This window comes from Synechococcus sp. H60.2, from assembly GCF_047462315.1.
Classification (GTDB): Bacteria; Cyanobacteriota; Cyanobacteriia; order Thermostichales; family Thermostichaceae; genus Thermostichus.
On sequence record NZ_JANSIZ010000040.1, the window covers coordinates 1 to 13,964 of the forward strand.

At 59.5% G+C, this 13,964-nt stretch carries 15 protein-coding genes; 4 read left to right on the top strand and 11 right to left on the bottom strand.

The window, feature by feature from the left end; all coding sequences use genetic code 11:
* Nucleotides 1–142: 142 nt before the first annotated feature.
* Both NW845_RS07790 and glyS read left to right on the top strand, forming a co-directional pair.
* Nucleotides 143–598: a hypothetical protein gene (locus NW845_RS07790; protein ID WP_414377973.1), complete on the top strand. Its 456-nt coding sequence runs from the start codon at nt 143–145 to the stop codon at nt 596–598.
* Between the two features lie 89 nt (nt 599–687).
* Nucleotides 688–2,880 (top strand): glycine--tRNA ligase subunit beta, encoded by a 2,193-nt coding sequence (gene glyS, locus NW845_RS07795; RefSeq protein WP_414377976.1) that lies wholly within the window; start codon nt 688–690, stop codon nt 2,878–2,880.
* Between the two features lie 34 nt (nt 2,881–2,914).
* Here the strand turns inward: glyS and NW845_RS07800 are convergent, their stop codons facing one another.
* The 11 genes from NW845_RS07800 to NW845_RS07850 all read right to left on the bottom strand — a co-directional run bounded on the left by NW845_RS07800 (nt 2,915) and on the right by NW845_RS07850 (nt 12,915).
* Entirely contained in the window at nt 2,915–3,838 is a 924-nt protein-coding gene (locus NW845_RS07800) for a fructosamine kinase family protein (RefSeq protein WP_414365690.1), read from the bottom strand.
* 7 nt (nt 3,839–3,845) lie between these two features.
* Nucleotides 3,846–4,316: a hypothetical protein gene (locus tag NW845_RS07805; RefSeq protein WP_414377978.1), complete on the bottom strand. Its 471-nt coding sequence runs from the start codon at nt 4,314–4,316 to the stop codon at nt 3,846–3,848.
* A 94-nt stretch (nt 4,317–4,410) separates the two neighbouring features.
* A complete protein-coding gene (locus NW845_RS07810) occupies nt 4,411–4,956 on the bottom strand; it encodes a GTP-binding protein (RefSeq protein ID WP_414371605.1) in 546 nt (181 codons plus the stop codon).
* A 75-nt stretch (nt 4,957–5,031) separates the two neighbouring features.
* The gene (locus NW845_RS07815; protein WP_414377981.1) at nt 5,032–5,580 is read right to left on the bottom strand and encodes a protoglobin domain-containing protein; all 549 of its coding nucleotides are present in this window, start codon (nt 5,578–5,580) and stop codon (nt 5,032–5,034) included.
* A gap of 52 nt (nt 5,581–5,632) precedes the next feature.
* Complete coding sequence (locus tag NW845_RS07820; RefSeq protein ID WP_414365145.1) at nt 5,633–6,001, bottom strand: roadblock/LC7 domain-containing protein; 369 nt, start codon at nt 5,999–6,001, stop codon at nt 5,633–5,635.
* Nucleotides 6,002–6,111: 110 nt separating this feature from the next.
* The gene (locus NW845_RS07825; protein WP_414377984.1) at nt 6,112–6,999 is read right to left on the bottom strand and encodes a DUF4388 domain-containing protein; all 888 of its coding nucleotides are present in this window, start codon (nt 6,997–6,999) and stop codon (nt 6,112–6,114) included.
* 319 nt (nt 7,000–7,318) lie between these two features.
* Nucleotides 7,319–8,146 carry a DUF4388 domain-containing protein gene (locus NW845_RS07830; RefSeq protein WP_414377985.1) on the bottom strand — a complete coding sequence of 276 codons (828 nt, stop codon included), beginning with the start codon at nt 8,144–8,146 and terminating at the stop codon, nt 7,319–7,321.
* A gap of 285 nt (nt 8,147–8,431) precedes the next feature.
* Complete coding sequence (locus NW845_RS07835; RefSeq protein WP_414377988.1) at nt 8,432–10,888, bottom strand: heavy metal translocating P-type ATPase; 2,457 nt, start codon at nt 10,886–10,888, stop codon at nt 8,432–8,434.
* A gap of 140 nt (nt 10,889–11,028) precedes the next feature.
* Entirely contained in the window at nt 11,029–11,298 is a 270-nt protein-coding gene (locus NW845_RS07840) for a hypothetical protein (protein WP_414377990.1), read from the bottom strand.
* A gap of 12 nt (nt 11,299–11,310) precedes the next feature.
* Entirely contained in the window at nt 11,311–12,576 is a 1,266-nt protein-coding gene (gene fabF, locus NW845_RS07845; protein WP_414377992.1) for a beta-ketoacyl-ACP synthase II, read from the bottom strand.
* Nucleotides 12,577–12,669: 93 nt separating this feature from the next.
* On the bottom strand, nt 12,670–12,915 hold the full coding sequence (locus tag NW845_RS07850) for an acyl carrier protein (protein WP_011431644.1): 246 nt from the start codon (nt 12,913–12,915) through the stop codon (nt 12,670–12,672).
* 231 nt (nt 12,916–13,146) lie between these two features.
* On the opposite strand from NW845_RS07850, the gene rpsF reads away from it, so the two are divergent.
* On the top strand, nt 13,147–13,437 hold the full coding sequence (gene rpsF, locus NW845_RS07855; protein WP_414365135.1) for a 30S ribosomal protein S6: 291 nt from the start codon (nt 13,147–13,149) through the stop codon (nt 13,435–13,437).
* A gap of 86 nt (nt 13,438–13,523) precedes the next feature.
* Complete coding sequence (locus NW845_RS07860) at nt 13,524–13,922, top strand: single-stranded DNA-binding protein (protein WP_414365133.1); 399 nt, start codon at nt 13,524–13,526, stop codon at nt 13,920–13,922.
* The last annotated feature ends 42 nt before the right edge of the window (nt 13,923–13,964 follow it).

Sequence of the window (13,964 nt, forward strand, 5' to 3'; positions counted from 1 at the left end):
CACAGAGAACTACACCTCGTAGATCGTCGTGAGCGTCACAAGTTTATAAGCCACACCACTGGGCTGGAAGGGCTACTCCACCTACGCGGAAAATTTCTTTGGCAGCATCATCGACGCAGTGGTGCGGCAGGTGGGAATCCCGGTGCTGATTACGCGCTTCCCCGTCCCCATCGAGACAACACAGCGCATCCTTTTGGCAGCCCCAGAGTTGGCAGTGTCTCCCGGATCCCTGCAGCAGACGATTGGGCTGGCGCAGACGCTGGCCGAGGAATTGAAGGCGGCGCTGCAGATTCTCTTGGTGCAAACCCGACCGCCACGGGAGCGCTCTCCAGCCCTGGTGGCGGCAAGCTACGCCCATCTGCCCCTCCAACGGGTGCAAGGAGGGCTGGTGGCCGAGGTGTTGAAGGCGCTGCAGCCGGGGGATGCATTGGTGTTGATCCCCAGCGAAGCCCGCAGCCGCTCCCGTCTGGGCCGCGAGCCGGAGATCATCGCCCGTAACCGGCCTAACCTTCCCATCCTTGTGGTGCATTTGCCTGCTGCCTCCCCGGCACGGCCGCAGGACGGCGTTCTGGCAGTAGGGGATCCCCCTTGGTCCTGATGGCGGGTTGCAGCCCTTGTGTGAACGCCGCCCCGGCTCCCCTGATAAACTGGGATCCCCAGGGGGGATGTCGCTAAGAGCAGAGGGGTATGGTTGCCTATTTGCTGGAAGTCGGCTGTGAAGAGCTGCCGGCCAGTTTTGTTGATTCGGCCCTAGAGCAGTGGAGGAAGGGGATCCCGGCCTCTTTGGCAGAAGCCCATCTACAGGCCGAGGAGATGCAGCTTTTCGGCACGCCGCGCCGCTTGGCAGTTCTGTTGCGGGGCCTGCCCACCCAGCAGCCGGATCGCACCCTGGAGGTGAAGGGGCCACCGGCTCAGGTGGCCTACCAAGATGGCCGCCTCACCCCTGCCGGGGAAAAATTTGCCCAGAAGCAGGGGGTGGATCCTGCCAGCCTGGAGATCCGACAGGTGGGCAAGGGATCCTTTGTCTTTGCCGTGCAGCGGCTGCAGGGGCGGCCGACGGCAGCGGTGCTCCAGGAATTGGCGCCCACTTGGATCACCAGCTTGAGCGGCGAACGGCTGATGCGCTGGGGCTATGGAGACTTGAAGTTTCCCCGTCCCATCCGCTGGCTGGTCTCCCTCTGGGACGATCAGGTACTGCCTTTGCTCTGGCCTACCCCTGAGGGCAATCCTCTGCCAGGCTTAGTGGCCGGGCGGGTCAGCCGTGGCCACCGCGTTTTGGGATCCCAGCAGGTTGTCCTGGAGCGGGCCGAGAGCTATGTTCAGCAAATGCAAGCAGCCGGCGTCAACCCTGACCCGGCGGCACGAGCGGCGCAGATCCAGGCGGAGGTGACCAAGCTGGCCAAGCAGGTGAACGGGCGAGCCCAGATCCCCCCTGTTCTGCTACAGGAGGTGGTGCAGTTGGTGGAGTGGCCAACGGCCGTTCTGGGGCGCTTTGAGCCGGAGTTTTTGCAATTGCCCCCTGCGGTCATCCAGACGGTGATGATCACCCACCAGCGCTACTTCCCGGTGCGGGATGGCCGGGATCCCGAGAAATTGCTACCCTACTTCATCACCATCTCCAACGGCGACCCCCGGCAAGCGGAGCGGATTGCGGCAGGCAACAGCCGCGTGGTGCGGGCGCGCCTAGCCGATGCCCGCTTTTTCTACGAGGAGGATCGCCGCATCCCCTTGGCCCAGCGGGTGGAGCGGCTGCAGGCGGTTACCTTTGCCGAAGGGCTGGGATCCATGCGCAATAAAGTGGAGCGCATCTGCCGCATCAGCCGCCTCATTGCCACTGCCTTAAATCTGGATCCCCAAGAACAAGCCTTAGTAGATCGCACGGCTTACCTGTGCAAGGCGGATCTGGTTACCCAAATGGTGTACGAGTTCCCGGAGCTGCAGGGGATCATGGGCGCCGAGTACGCCCGCCATGACGGCGAGCCGGAAGCCGTGGCAGAGGGGATCGAGCAGCACTACTGGCCCCTGGGGGCAGGGGAGGCTCTGCCCACCTCTTTGACCGGGCGGGTGGTGGGCTGGGCAGATCGCCTGGACACCTTGGTGGGCATGTTCCACCTGGGGCAGATCCCCACGGGTTCTTCGGATCGCTTTGCCCTGCGGCGGGCTGCCAACAGCCTGGTGTTGATTGCCTGGGATGCCGACTGGAGGTTGGATGTCAATCAGCTCCTGCGCCAGCTGGTGCAGGAGTATGCGGCGGGAGATGAAAAGACCTTAAAAGCGTTGCAGGAGTTTCTCGCCCAGCGGCTGCAAATCCTTCTGCAGGAGGAAAAGCGAATCGACTATGACTTGGTCAGAGCCGTGGTCGGGGATCCTGAATCCGTGCAGACAGAGGATCCCCAGAAAGCGGAACTGACCTTGCGGGCTTTGAGCAACCTGCCCCTCACCCTGCTGCGGGCCGAGTACTTACAACATCTTCGAGCTACTGAAGAATTGGCGGATCTCTACCCCACCCTCAACCGCTGCGCCCGCCTGGCCGCCCAGGGAGATTTGGACTACGCCGTGCTGAATCCAGCGGCTGCCGTGGATCCCAGCCTGTTTCAGGAGGCGGCAGAACGGGAGCTGTACGAGGCCTGTCAAAGGGTTTACCGGCTGGGGGTGGAGCCAGCCTTCCAAGGAGACTTTACCCCGCTGGTGGAGGGTCTGCAGGCAGCAGCCCCTGCAGTGGATCGCTTTTTCGAGGCGGTTTTGGTCATGGATCCGGATCCCAGGCTGCGGGCCAATCGGCTGAACCTATTGGGGATATTGCGCAACCAGTCCCGCCTGCTGGGAGATATGGGGGCTGTAGTCATGGCAGGGGAAGCTGCGCCAGAAAAGAGCCGCTAGCTGCCGGCTGGCTCTTCCCTTTGCGGGAGAGGGATTATCCAAGAAAGCGCAAGCATTGCTGCAAGGCCCGCTGCACCGAGCCCAGGTAGCCCTCTCCGAACAGGTTGAGATGGTTAAGCCAGTGGTAGAGCTGGTAAAGAGGCTTGCGCCGGGAATACCCCTCATCCAGCGGATAGGCTTCTTGATAGGCCTGGTAGAACTCCGGTGGAAAGCCGCCAAAAAGCTCGGTCATCGCCAGATCCGTCTCCCGATCCCCGTAGTAGGTGGCCGGGTCGAAAATCACCGGTGAGCCATCGGGCAAGGCGCCGTAGTTGCCGCCCCAGAGATCCCCATGGAGCAGAGACGGGACGGGCCGGTAGTCCCGAAAGAAAGTCTCCAGCTCCGCCATGACCCGCTCGGCTTGGGCTACCCACGCGCCGCGGTAACCCCGCTGGCAGGCCAGCTTGACCTGGTAGAGCAGTCGCTGTTCCCGGTAGAAGTCCAACCAGTTCTGCCGCCAACTGTTGATCTGCGGCGTCGAGCCGATGGTGTTATTGCGATCCCAGCCGTAGCTGCCGTTGGGGGAGAGCGTGCGGTGCAACTGGGCCAACTGGGATCCCAGTAAACTCCCCGTTTGGGGGCGGGGTGAGGTCAGCTCCAGGTATTCCAGCACCAGGTAAGCCTGCCCATCTAGGGATCCCCAGGCAATCGGCTGCGGCACTCGCACGGCGTTGGCAGCCGCTAAGGCTTGCAGGCCCGCTGCTTCTGCCGCGAACATCTCCAGCGCCCCCTCTCCCCCCCGCGCTACCTTGACAAAGTATTCCCGCCTTTCCTGGCCGGAAGAAGCCTGAAGCGCACAGGAAAGCTGGTAGGCAGCGTTGATGCTGCCCCCGCCTACAGAACGGAAGTGAAGGGGATCTAAGGGATCCCCTGTAATTTTAGAAAGGTGCTGGGCGATGGCCTGCCAAAAGTTCTGCATCAGTACCCTATTCTTCTTCCGTGGGCGTCGCCGCCTTAGAACCCAAAATAGCCCCTGCCCCGTAAGAATCGATATCAATAGCCTGGGATCCCCCCGTCGCCAACAGATCCATCAGGGATCCCAGCCGCCACCAGATCAATCCTGCCGTGCTGAAGACAAGGATCCCGCCGACCAAGGCAGCCAAAGCCAAGGATAAGCCAAACACGTGCAAACAGGCAGCCACAAAGCCAAAGGTAAACCCACAGCAGAGACTGTAGGTGAGGATCACCCCTGGCGTGCGGTAGGGAATCTGGCCTTGGCGCTCTCGGTTCCGCTGCCAAAGGGCTACTTGGTACTCCAACTTGTCTTTAAAGATGAGGCCGAAAATAACAGCAAAGAAGCTAAACAGGGCAATGGCTGAGTAGATAGGAGGGTTGACAAAGCTGCGGGAAAACTCTCCGCTGACGTAGAGGGACTCCATGAGGCTTACCTGATCCAAGTCCCCCCTAGCTTAACATTCCTTAGCATCTTCTGCTTCCGAGGCAGTACCTACAAGAAGCCGGAAGAGGCTGAGCCGTCTTGGCTACCTTCTCTCAGGCGACCACTTGGGGCATCAGTTGCTCAACCAATAGGAGCAGCGTATTGGCCACAGAAGCCGGCTCCTGAGCATTTAAGGTTGTGTGGGGAACCGAGCCATCTTGGTTGTTCAAGATCAGCAAAATGTCTTCTGGATCCCAGGCATTGGGGTGATCGACATGAGTGATCCCGATAACTGAGGGAGCACTTGTCCTAGCTCTCATAAAGGCTTGAATGGCCTGGGCATTGCGAAACTGGCCGGGCAAGTGGGCAGGTACCAAAAGAATATATCCGTGGGCACGCCTAATCAAAATATCCCACATAAAGCTAAAACGGGCCTGGCCGGGAGTGCCGTAGAGATGCAGCCACATCTCTTCTTCCTCTTCGCCAATTCTCAGGCGGCCAAAGTCCATGCTGACTGTTGTGCTCTTCTTAAGCTCTGCCACCTCATCGGTGGCCTTGCGATCCGTGTCGACCACTTCGATCTCGCTAATGGTGCGGATAAAAGTGGACTTTCCAGCCCCCACCGGCCCGGTTACAACAATGCGGAGAATATTGTCCATAGTTAGCCTCAGTCGTAAGTTAGCCTCAGTCGTAAGCCCCCAGCGCAGACCCGCCTGTACAAGCTTAATGAATATTTAAGAGGAAGCTAAGCTGGTAGCGATCAGGCGTTTAAACAAAGCCTCGCTCATGCCCGTTTCTTGCTGAACAGCGTTATAGGCCACCTCAAGATAGGCTTGCTCAATAAAGGAAAGGTCGATCATACAAACTTTGCTTAGACTCATCCGCAGCTGCTCGGGCTTGCCCTCTTTGACCAGCCGGCGGCTCACCTCCTGCACAACCGTAGCCATAGCCGGCACCACGTGTTGAGGGCCGATGCCAACCCGCACATGAACTAAGCCAATTTTCCAGCGGCGCTCGGCATACTGGGGGCCCCAGTTGTCCATGCCTGTGAACATTTCCTTAAACCAGTCGGCAAAAGTCTGGCCCAGCCGCTGCCGATTATGCTTGGCAATGACAGCCGCCATCTCGGCATCGCGATCCAAATAGCCGTAAAAGGCATCCGACATTTCTGTAGCGATGCTGCTGCCCCAGTCGGCACTTTGCTGCAAAATCCTCTTATCTTCATCTGTAAATTGGGTGCGCGAGATCAAGACTTGCAGCAGCTCCAAAGGTTTGATAGCCATAGTTCCCTCAGAATCAAGTCAAAATCAAGCTCAGCTTCTCCACTTAGCCTCTCTACTTCATGGCTTCCGCAATACTTGCCGCGGCTCGCTTCATCTCCAAAAACAGCAAGCCCTGCTTTACTTCATCGCTGGCAATCGTCAGCAGTACAGCATCGGGGCCGCAACTGGTTAAAACTCCATATCCCTTTTCTCCCTGCACAAAGACCCTCTCTATGGTTCCACGACCCAACTCTTTCCCAATCCGCTCCCCCAAAGAAAGCATGGCAGCAGACATGGCCGAGGTTCTTTCCTCGTCCATGCCCATGGGCAATGTGGATGCCAATGGCAACCCATCAGGAGTAACCACAGCCGCTCCTTGAATTCCTGGCGTGCTGGAAATGTAGTTCTGGAGAATTGCCTGCAAAGAGGATAAGTTAGCCATTCTTTCTCTCCCCGCTTTCAGCCCTTTTCGTCATTTTTCCATCTGTTCTTATACCTGCTGCAAAAGATAATAACGCAGAGATCTACCCAAAGATTTCTGCTCCCAAAAAATCATCTATCACGAACTCCCCTCAGTAAAGTGGCAAGTCGCGCAACGAGGGAGGGCTTAACCTGCTCATTCCCTTCTTGGGAGGGAAGCTGCTTGGCGTTCAGCTTCTCCTTTGCGGTTTCTAGGTTGTCTGCTGCTGTTGCCGACTTGTCCAAGAAAGCCGCGAGAGAAGCAGAAGCAATAGTCGTTGGGCCATCACAGGGACTGATGAGCCCCAGCTTGGCCAGGCGGGCGCAGGCATAGCGAACTTCCAGAAGATCTGCCCCCAGCAGCCGGGCTAGGTCGGTCAGCCGGCGCGAAGGCGAAACCTGCTCCAGGATCCCCCACTCCAAGGCAGAGAGCTTGTACAGGGGCAGCTCAGTGCTGGTGCGCCAGAAATAGCTGTCCGGCTGCGGCAGGTTCTCCTCAGGAAACTGATCGAGCTTAAGCTGCTGTAGCCCTTCTAGAACCAAAGCACTCGCCCCCTTGCTTAGGCCAGTCATCTCCCGATAAGGCATGGGTGCGTTAGGTAGGAAGCTGAAGTGGCCCGCTTCCAGAGCAAACAAGCTGTAGAGCCCCACCTGCAGTTGGTGGCGGAAGAGCTTGGCCAAAGCTGCCGGCGAGATCAACCCTTGCCGCTGCAAACACCGCCCCAGCGGCTCTTCCAGTCCACAGAAAGAAGCCAGCTTTTCCACCACCCGCTCGCTGACCAGGCCCGAACGGGCCAATAAACTCTCCAAGCGATGCTCCTCTTCGGGGGGCAGAGCCGCAATTACCCGACCTTGATAAAACCAGATTTTGTAGATGCCGTTTGGGGCCCAGATGGAAAGTTGCCCTGTTTTGCCGCCTTTTTCGATGAGCTGCAACAGATCGGGCAAAGAAAATTCCTGGAGGTCTCCAACGATGGCCATAGCAATTCTTTAGCCTCCATTAGTTTCAGGGATCCTCAAAGACACTATCATTCTCATCCGGTGATTCCCAGACAACAACCGTGTAGCAACGGCAAAGCTACCTTTGCTCAAGCACTCGAGCTAGCAGCAATTCTACTGACGAACGATTTCATTGGAGAGATAGGGTCTAGGCATTGAGCTGCGTAGGATTTTGGCCTCAATTCCTATCACTATTGTGTCGCTCTGATCTAGATCCGTTACAACCATTCAGCTCATCTTTACCTAAATTAACTTCGTAAAGCCGGCATGGGGAAATGCCATAAGATTTTACCCTACCGGCTTATTTTTCGCGAATGGTTTTGAGGAGGGTAGAGAGGCGGCTGACCAAAGAAGGCTTAACCGGCTCCTTCTCTTCCCGAAGGGTGGAAAGAAACTTAGAAGCCGCCGCGAGCGCAGGCTGGGGTGAAGCCGCCGAGCTGTCGCAGGGGCTGATGAGCCCCAACTTGGCCAGGCGGGCACAGGAATAGCGCACTTCCAAGAGATCTGCCTTCAGGGATTGAGCCAACTCAACCAGGTTACGAGCGGGGGAAATCTGCTCTAGGATTGCCCACTCCAGCGGCGAGAGTTTGTACAAGGGCAGCTCGGTGCTGGTGCGCCAGAAGTAGCTGTCCGGCTGGGGCAGGTTTTCTTCCGGGCGCTGCTCCAACCGAAGCTGCTGCAGCGCTTCTAGAACCACGGCGCTGGCCCCTTTGCTTAGGCCGGTCATCTCGCGGTAGGGCAGGGGCACGTTGGGCAAAAAGCTAAACTGGCCAGCTTCTAGGGCAAAGAGGCTGTAGAGCCCCACTTGCAGTTGATGGCGGAAGAGCTTGGCCAGAGCTGCCGGCGAGATCAACCCTTGCCGCTGCAGGCAAAGGCCTAGAGGCTCCTGCAAGCTGCAGAGGAAGGCTAACTCCGCCACCACCTGCTCGCTGACCAGGTTTAAGCGCACCAGCAAGCGCTCCAACCGGTGCTCTTCTTGGGGAGACAAGGCCGCCACCACTCGCCCCTGATACAGCCAAACTCGATAAATGCCAGTAGGTGCCCAAACCGACAGTTGGCCCGTTTTCTTTCCTTTTTCCATCAAATGCAACAGGTCGGCTAGGGAAAATTCCTGAAGATCTCCGAGCATTGCCATGTTTCCGCGCTCCCTCCACCTATCGGATCCGGCCTTTTCAGTATTTTCCCGGTTTTTCCCTTGCTAAGCAAGTTACAAAAAAGGGCAACTCCGGGCAAGCTTAAGCTCGATTCTACACTTAGATGCTCAAAAGTTACAGCTAGTTCATCTTTTCAATCAAACTTAACCAGAGTCCCCACTCTCTCGGCCTCAATGGAGCGGAAGTTGTGGCAAAAGTCCAGCAAAACTTCGGAAACAGCAACAGATAGCAGGTAGGATATTTGTAGTTTTTAATACTTTTTAACTCTGACCATCAGAGGATCCACTGAATACAAAAGTTCGCTTGAGAAGGAGCGAATTGAGGACTACACTGAGGGAGCTGAAGGCCATGAGGCCGCCTGCTAGAGCGGGGCTGAGGCCGATGCTGAATCCGGGCAGGAGCGCGCCGGCGGTCACCGGGATCCCGACCAGGTTGTAGGCGAAGGCCCAGAGGAGGTTTTGCTGGATTTTGCGGAAGGTGGCGCGGCTAAGGCGAATGGCTTCCACGACGTCCCAGAGGCGGTTGCGCATGAGGATGATATCGGCAGTCTCCAGGGCGGCAGCGGTGGCAGAGTGCAGGGCAATGCCCACATCGGCTTGGGCCAAGGCGGGAGCGTCGTTGATGCCATCGCCCACCATGGCAACTCTCTGGCCCTGGGCCTGCAGATCTCGGATAACCTGGGCTTTATCTGCCGGCTGCACCTCGGCAATGACGCGGATCCCTGGCACCTGTAGAGCTTGGGCCACCTGCTGGGCCACCTCGGCCCGATCCCCAGTCAGTAAGACCACCTGCAGGCCCATTTTCTGGAGCTGTTGCAGGGTTACCTGGGCATCGGGCCGCAAGGGATCCTGCACCGCCAACAGCCCCACCAGGGAGTTGTTCAGGGCCACGCCCACCACCGTTTTGCCGGCTTGCAGCAGCGCCTTGGCTTGGGCCTGCGCTTCAGGAGAAAGCGGGATCCCCAGGGCGGCAAGCCCCTCTAGAGAGGCCAAGAGGATCTCTTGCCCTTCCACCCGCGCCGAGGCCCCCACTCCCGGCTGGGTGTGAAACTCGTCGGCAGAAAGCAGAGGCAGTCCCCGCTCGCGGGCGGCCCCCAAAATGGCTTGGGCCAGAGGATGGCGGGTGCCGCTTTCTACTGTGGCCGCCAGTTGCAGCAGCCGAGCCGGATCCAGGGCAGGGTCGAGGGCAAGGCAATCGGTTAGGTGCGGATCCCCCTGGGTGAGGGTGCCGGTTTTGTCGAAGACAACTGTTTGCAGGCGGTGGGTTTTCTCCAGGACATCGCCGCCGCGGATGAGCAGTCCCCGCTCCGCGCCCAGGCCGGTGCCCACCAAAATGGCTACTGGTGTAGCCAATCCCAGCGCGCAGGGGCAGGCCACCACCAGCACTGAGATGGCCAGCTTAAGGCTGAGGAGCAGAGGGGTGGGATGGGGGGGGTGATCCCCTAGGTGCAGAGAGGAGTGGAGACCAACCCCCATCAGGATCTCGCTTCCCCAGAGCGGGATCCCGATCCAGTACCAGAAGGCAAAGGTGAGAAGAGCCAGTGCCACCACGCCGTAGGTGAAGTAACCGGCCACCCGGTCGGCCAGGCTCTGGATGGGGGCCTTGCGGGCTTGGGCTTCTTCCACCAGGCGGATGATCTGGGCCAGGGTGGTGTCTTTGCCGGTGCGCGTAGCCCGACACAGCAGCAATCCCGATTGGTTGACCGTCCCGGCCACGACCGGATCCCCTGGCTGTTTGAATACAGGTAGGGATTCGCCGGTGAGCATGCCCTCGTCCACCGTGGCCTGCCCGGCAATCACTTCTCCATCCACCGGGATCTCTTCGCCAGCCCGCACCTGCAGCCAGTCCCCCACCTGCACTTGTTCGAGGGGGCACCACTCTCCCTCTGAGGTCAGGGATCCCGCAGTCTCTTGGGGTGGCACTCGGCGAGCCAAGTTGGGGCGCAGGCTCAGCAAGGCCTGCAAGCTGCCGGCGGCCCGCAGACGGCTCTGCTGCTCCAGGGCCCGCCCCAGCAGGATGAAGCTGAGCAGCATCACCGGCTCGTCGAAAAAGCACTCCCAGCCCACCTGCGGGGCCAACAACCCCACCAAACTAGCCAGGTAGGCGGATCCGGATCCCAGGGCGACTAGGGTGTTCATGTTGGGGGCCAGCCGCCGCGCCGCCCGCCAGCCGTCCAGGACAAGGTTGCGGGCCGGGCCGACGAAGGTCAACGTCGCCAACCCCCAGTGCAGCCAGACGTCGTTGAGGACGGGCAAGCCCAGGCGGGCGAACAGATCCAGGTGGCCGGCAGCAGAGATGAGCAGTAAAAAAGCGGCGGTGAAGGCCTGGCGAATCTGGGCTTGGGTTTGCCGCCGCTGCCGCGCGATGGGATCAGCGGGCGCATCCAAGGCATGATCCCATCCATCTGGGGAAGGAGCTCGACCTTGGGGAGAATCGGCAGCGCAGGAGCTGGGAAACCCCGCCTCTGTCAAGATGCGGGCCAGATGCTCGGGGTCAGGCCGGCTGCCAGGGGCAAATTCCACAAGGGCCGATTCGGTAACTAGGTTAACGCTGGCTTTGACCACCCCCGGCTGGTTGAGCAAGACTTGCTCGACGGCCCGAACACAGCCGGCGCAGCTCATGCCGCCCACGTGGAGCAGCAGGGATCCCTTTTCAGGCTCTTCCTGAGAAGACGGCTGAGCTATCTGCTCGGGGAACTTCGCATCCGTAGTAGTCATCTCTAGCGGGTCAACGAAACTTTTCCCTCACCCCCCGCCTTTCTCCTCTTGGGAGAGGGAAGCAGTTCCGCAGGCATGAGGAGTGGGCCTGGGGATAAGGAGATACCCCCTATCCTAGCGTTGGCATCTCAGGCCCTTACCTATCCCTTTTGAACCCGCCGCTCAAACTCCTCGCGGGTGGCATCCACCAGTTGCACCGCCTCTGAGTAGAGCTGCGGGTGGTTTTGCTTAAGCCAACTCAAGAGCCGCGCCAACTGGGCTGAACAGAGATCCAGATCGGCCTGAAAAATCACTGCCGCTGCCATGTGCTGGGCGTATTCGGGGGGATGGCCCTGCTGCGTCAGCTCCGCCGTCAAGGCGGCCAAAGCCTGCTGCCGAACAGAGGGGGCGGAGCCTTCTGGGATGGACATAGGCGGGATTCCTTAGTCGGAAAAGTAGCGGCGCAGGGCTAAGGTCACGTTATGCCCCCCAAACCCAAAGGCGTTGACCAGGGCCACGTCAACAGCCATCTGCCGCGCCTTGTAGGGCACAAAGTCCAACCCTTCGCACTCGGGGTCGGGGTTATCCAGGTTAAGGGTGGGGGGAACCCAGCCGTGGTAGATGGCCAGGGCCGTCGCCACCGTGGCAATGCCGCCTGCCCCCCCCAAGAGGTGACCGGTCATGGACTTGGTGGCGCTGATGGCCAGGCGAGGGGCATGCTCGCCGAAAACTGCCCTGATGGCCTGCACCTCGGCAACATCTCCCACAGGCGTGCTGGTGGCATGGGCGTTGATGTGCTGCACCTCTTCAGGCCGGATCCCTGCATCTTTGAGGGCTAGCCGCATCGCGCGGGCAGCGCCTTCGCCGGCGGGGGCAGGGTTGGTGATGTGGTGGGCGTCGCAGGTAAGGCTGTAGCCGACGATCTCGGCATAGATCTTGGCGCCGCGGGCGCGGGCATGTTCCAGCTCCTCCAGCAGGAGGATCCCCGCTCCCTCCCCCATCACAAAGCCATCCCGCTCCCGGTCAAAGGGCCGGCAGGCCTGTTCGGGAGCCTCATTGCGGGTGGAAAGGGCCTTCATAGCGCTGAACCCCGCCACCGACAGGGGAGTCACTGCCGCTTCTGTGCCCCCTGTAATGGCCACCTGCACTTCCCCTCGCTGGATAAGCCGAAAGGCATCGCCAATGGCGTTGGAGCCGGAAGCACAGGCCGTCACCGTGCAGGAATTGGGCCCCTTGGCGCCAAAGTGAATGGCCACGTGGCCCGCCGCCATGTTGGCGATCATCATCGGCACCATGAAGGGGCTGCAGCGATCCGGCCCCTTTTGCAAGTAGATGGTCTGCTGCTCTTCCAAAACCCGGATGCCGCCAATGCCAGTGCCCAAGATTACCCCCACCTGCTCGGCGTTGAGATCGGTAATACGAAATTGGGCGTCCTCCAGCGCTTGTTGGGTGGCGGCCAGCGCCAGATGGACGAAGCGGTCGGTGCGCTTGACGTCCTTGCGATCCAGGTAGTCGAGGGGATCAAAGCCCTTCACCTCCCCGGCAATGCGGCACTCGTGGCGGGAGGCGTCGAAGTGGGTAATCGGCCCAATGCCAGATCGCCCTGCCAACAAGCTCTGCCAAAACTCGGCGGAAGAATTGCCAAGGGGGGTTATCGCCCCCAGCCCCGTGATCACAACGCGACGCTGGGAGTTGGGCGGAACGGACATAGGAGCGGCGGCAGGATCCATAGACAACCGTGAGTACTCTTCCTTAGCACTCCCCCTCGAGGAGGAAGGGGGAGGCCTACCCCCTCTCCCAGCTTAGGCAGCTTTCTTGGAGAGGATATAGTTGACGGCATCCTGCACGGTGGCGATGCCCTCCGCATCTTCATCGGGGATTTCCAGATCGAATTCCTCCTCAAACGCCATGACCAGCTCTACCGTATCGAGGCTGTCGGCTCCTAGGTCGTTCTGGAAATTGGCTTCCAGGGTCACTTTGTCGTCCTCTACGCCCAGTTGATCGGACACGATCTTGCGAACACGGCTGTAAACTTCATCTGCGCTCATGCTTGGAACCCCAGATATCGACTGAGAGTGTCTTGGCTAAGCCAACCGGCGGCTATCGAAGCATCCCCTATTGTATCGGACAACGGATCCCCTCTTGTGAAGAGGCCCACCCGCTTTGGTCGCTGTAGAGGGGCGGAGAATTGAGCTGTGGCCCTTTTCGGTTGTCACAAGGAGAAGCTAGGATAGTTTACTGCTTCTTTTGATTTGGATTCCCAAGGAGAACTGGCTTCCATGCCCCGCGCCTACGAGACGATGCTGATCGTGCGCCCCGACATCTCGGACGAACCCCTGCAACAACTCCTCACCGAGCAGGAGTCGCTTCTACGAGAAAACGGGGCGACCGGCCTGGAAATTACCAACAGAGGCAAGCGCCGCTTTGCTGGGTTTGAGATGAAAAAGTTTAAGGAAGGCCTGTACATCCAGTTCAACTACGAGGCCGAGCCAAGGGCAGTAGCCACCTGGGAGAAAAATCTGCGCATCAACGAGAGCATACTGCGCTACATGACTCTGCGCTTGGATTAGGTTGACGGGATCGCGGTCTGGAGGCATGGTAGAAGTACTTGAGCTGCCTTCTTTTAACGCCCTGATAGCCTTTCAATAGCTTTGTCATGAACTCGATTGTCTTGATGGGGGAAGTGGCGAGCGAGCCGGAGCTGCGCTACACTCCCGACAACTTGGCCGTTACCTCGCTGGTGCTGCGCTTCCCCAGCTTGCGCCCGGAGGAGCCACCGTACCAAGTGCGGGTTGCTTCCTTTGGAGAGCTGGCCCAGCGGGTCGTAGATACTTGCCACGTCGGCGACCACATCACGGTGGAGGGCCAACTGCACATGAACGTGGTGGAGCGAGATGGGCGCAAGGAAAAGCAGGCGGAGATCACCGCCCGCCGCATCCATCAACTGGGATCCGCACAGGTTCTCTCTCTGTCGGCGACAGGTGAGTCCACAAGCTTGAAGTCGTCCGAAGGGGATGTCGCCTCTCTGCCGAACCCGGATGAGATCCCCTTCTAGGGACTGGGGATAGCCTCTCTCATCAGGTCTCAAGAATCCGCC

What these genes read in the sequence shown, in the direction of transcription:
- NW845_RS07815 (WP_414377981.1), bottom strand. Translation starts at nt 5,580, where the DNA reads ATGGCTATCAAACCTTTGGAGCTGCTGCAAGTCTTGATCTCGCGCACC.
- NW845_RS07820 (WP_414365145.1), bottom strand. Translation starts at nt 6,001, where the DNA reads ATGGCTAACTTATCCTCTTTGCAGGCAATTCTCCAGAACTACATTTCC.
- NW845_RS07840 (WP_414377990.1), bottom strand. Translation starts at nt 11,298, where the DNA reads ATGTCCATCCCAGAAGGCTCCGCCCCCTCTGTTCGGCAGCAGGCTTTG.
- NW845_RS07810 (WP_414371605.1), bottom strand. Translation starts at nt 4,956, where the DNA reads ATGGACAATATTCTCCGCATTGTTGTAACCGGGCCGGTGGGGGCTGGA.
- NW845_RS07830 (WP_414377985.1), bottom strand. Translation starts at nt 8,146, where the DNA reads ATGCTCGGAGATCTTCAGGAATTTTCCCTAGCCGACCTGTTGCATTTG.
- NW845_RS07825 (WP_414377984.1), bottom strand. Translation starts at nt 6,999, where the DNA reads ATGGCCATCGTTGGAGACCTCCAGGAATTTTCTTTGCCCGATCTGTTG.
- rpsF (WP_414365135.1), top strand. Translation starts at nt 13,147, where the DNA reads ATGCCCCGCGCCTACGAGACGATGCTGATCGTGCGCCCCGACATCTCG.
- glyS (WP_414377976.1), top strand. Translation starts at nt 688, where the DNA reads ATGGTTGCCTATTTGCTGGAAGTCGGCTGTGAAGAGCTGCCGGCCAGT.
- NW845_RS07850 (WP_011431644.1), bottom strand. Translation starts at nt 12,915, where the DNA reads ATGAGCGCAGATGAAGTTTACAGCCGTGTTCGCAAGATCGTGTCCGAT.
- NW845_RS07860 (WP_414365133.1), top strand. Translation starts at nt 13,524, where the DNA reads ATGAACTCGATTGTCTTGATGGGGGAAGTGGCGAGCGAGCCGGAGCTG.
- NW845_RS07835 (WP_414377988.1), bottom strand. Translation starts at nt 10,888, where the DNA reads ATGACTACTACGGATGCGAAGTTCCCCGAGCAGATAGCTCAGCCGTCT.
- NW845_RS07800 (WP_414365690.1), bottom strand. Translation starts at nt 3,838, where the DNA reads ATGCAGAACTTTTGGCAGGCCATCGCCCAGCACCTTTCTAAAATTACA.
- fabF (WP_414377992.1), bottom strand. Translation starts at nt 12,576, where the DNA reads ATGTCCGTTCCGCCCAACTCCCAGCGTCGCGTTGTGATCACGGGGCTG.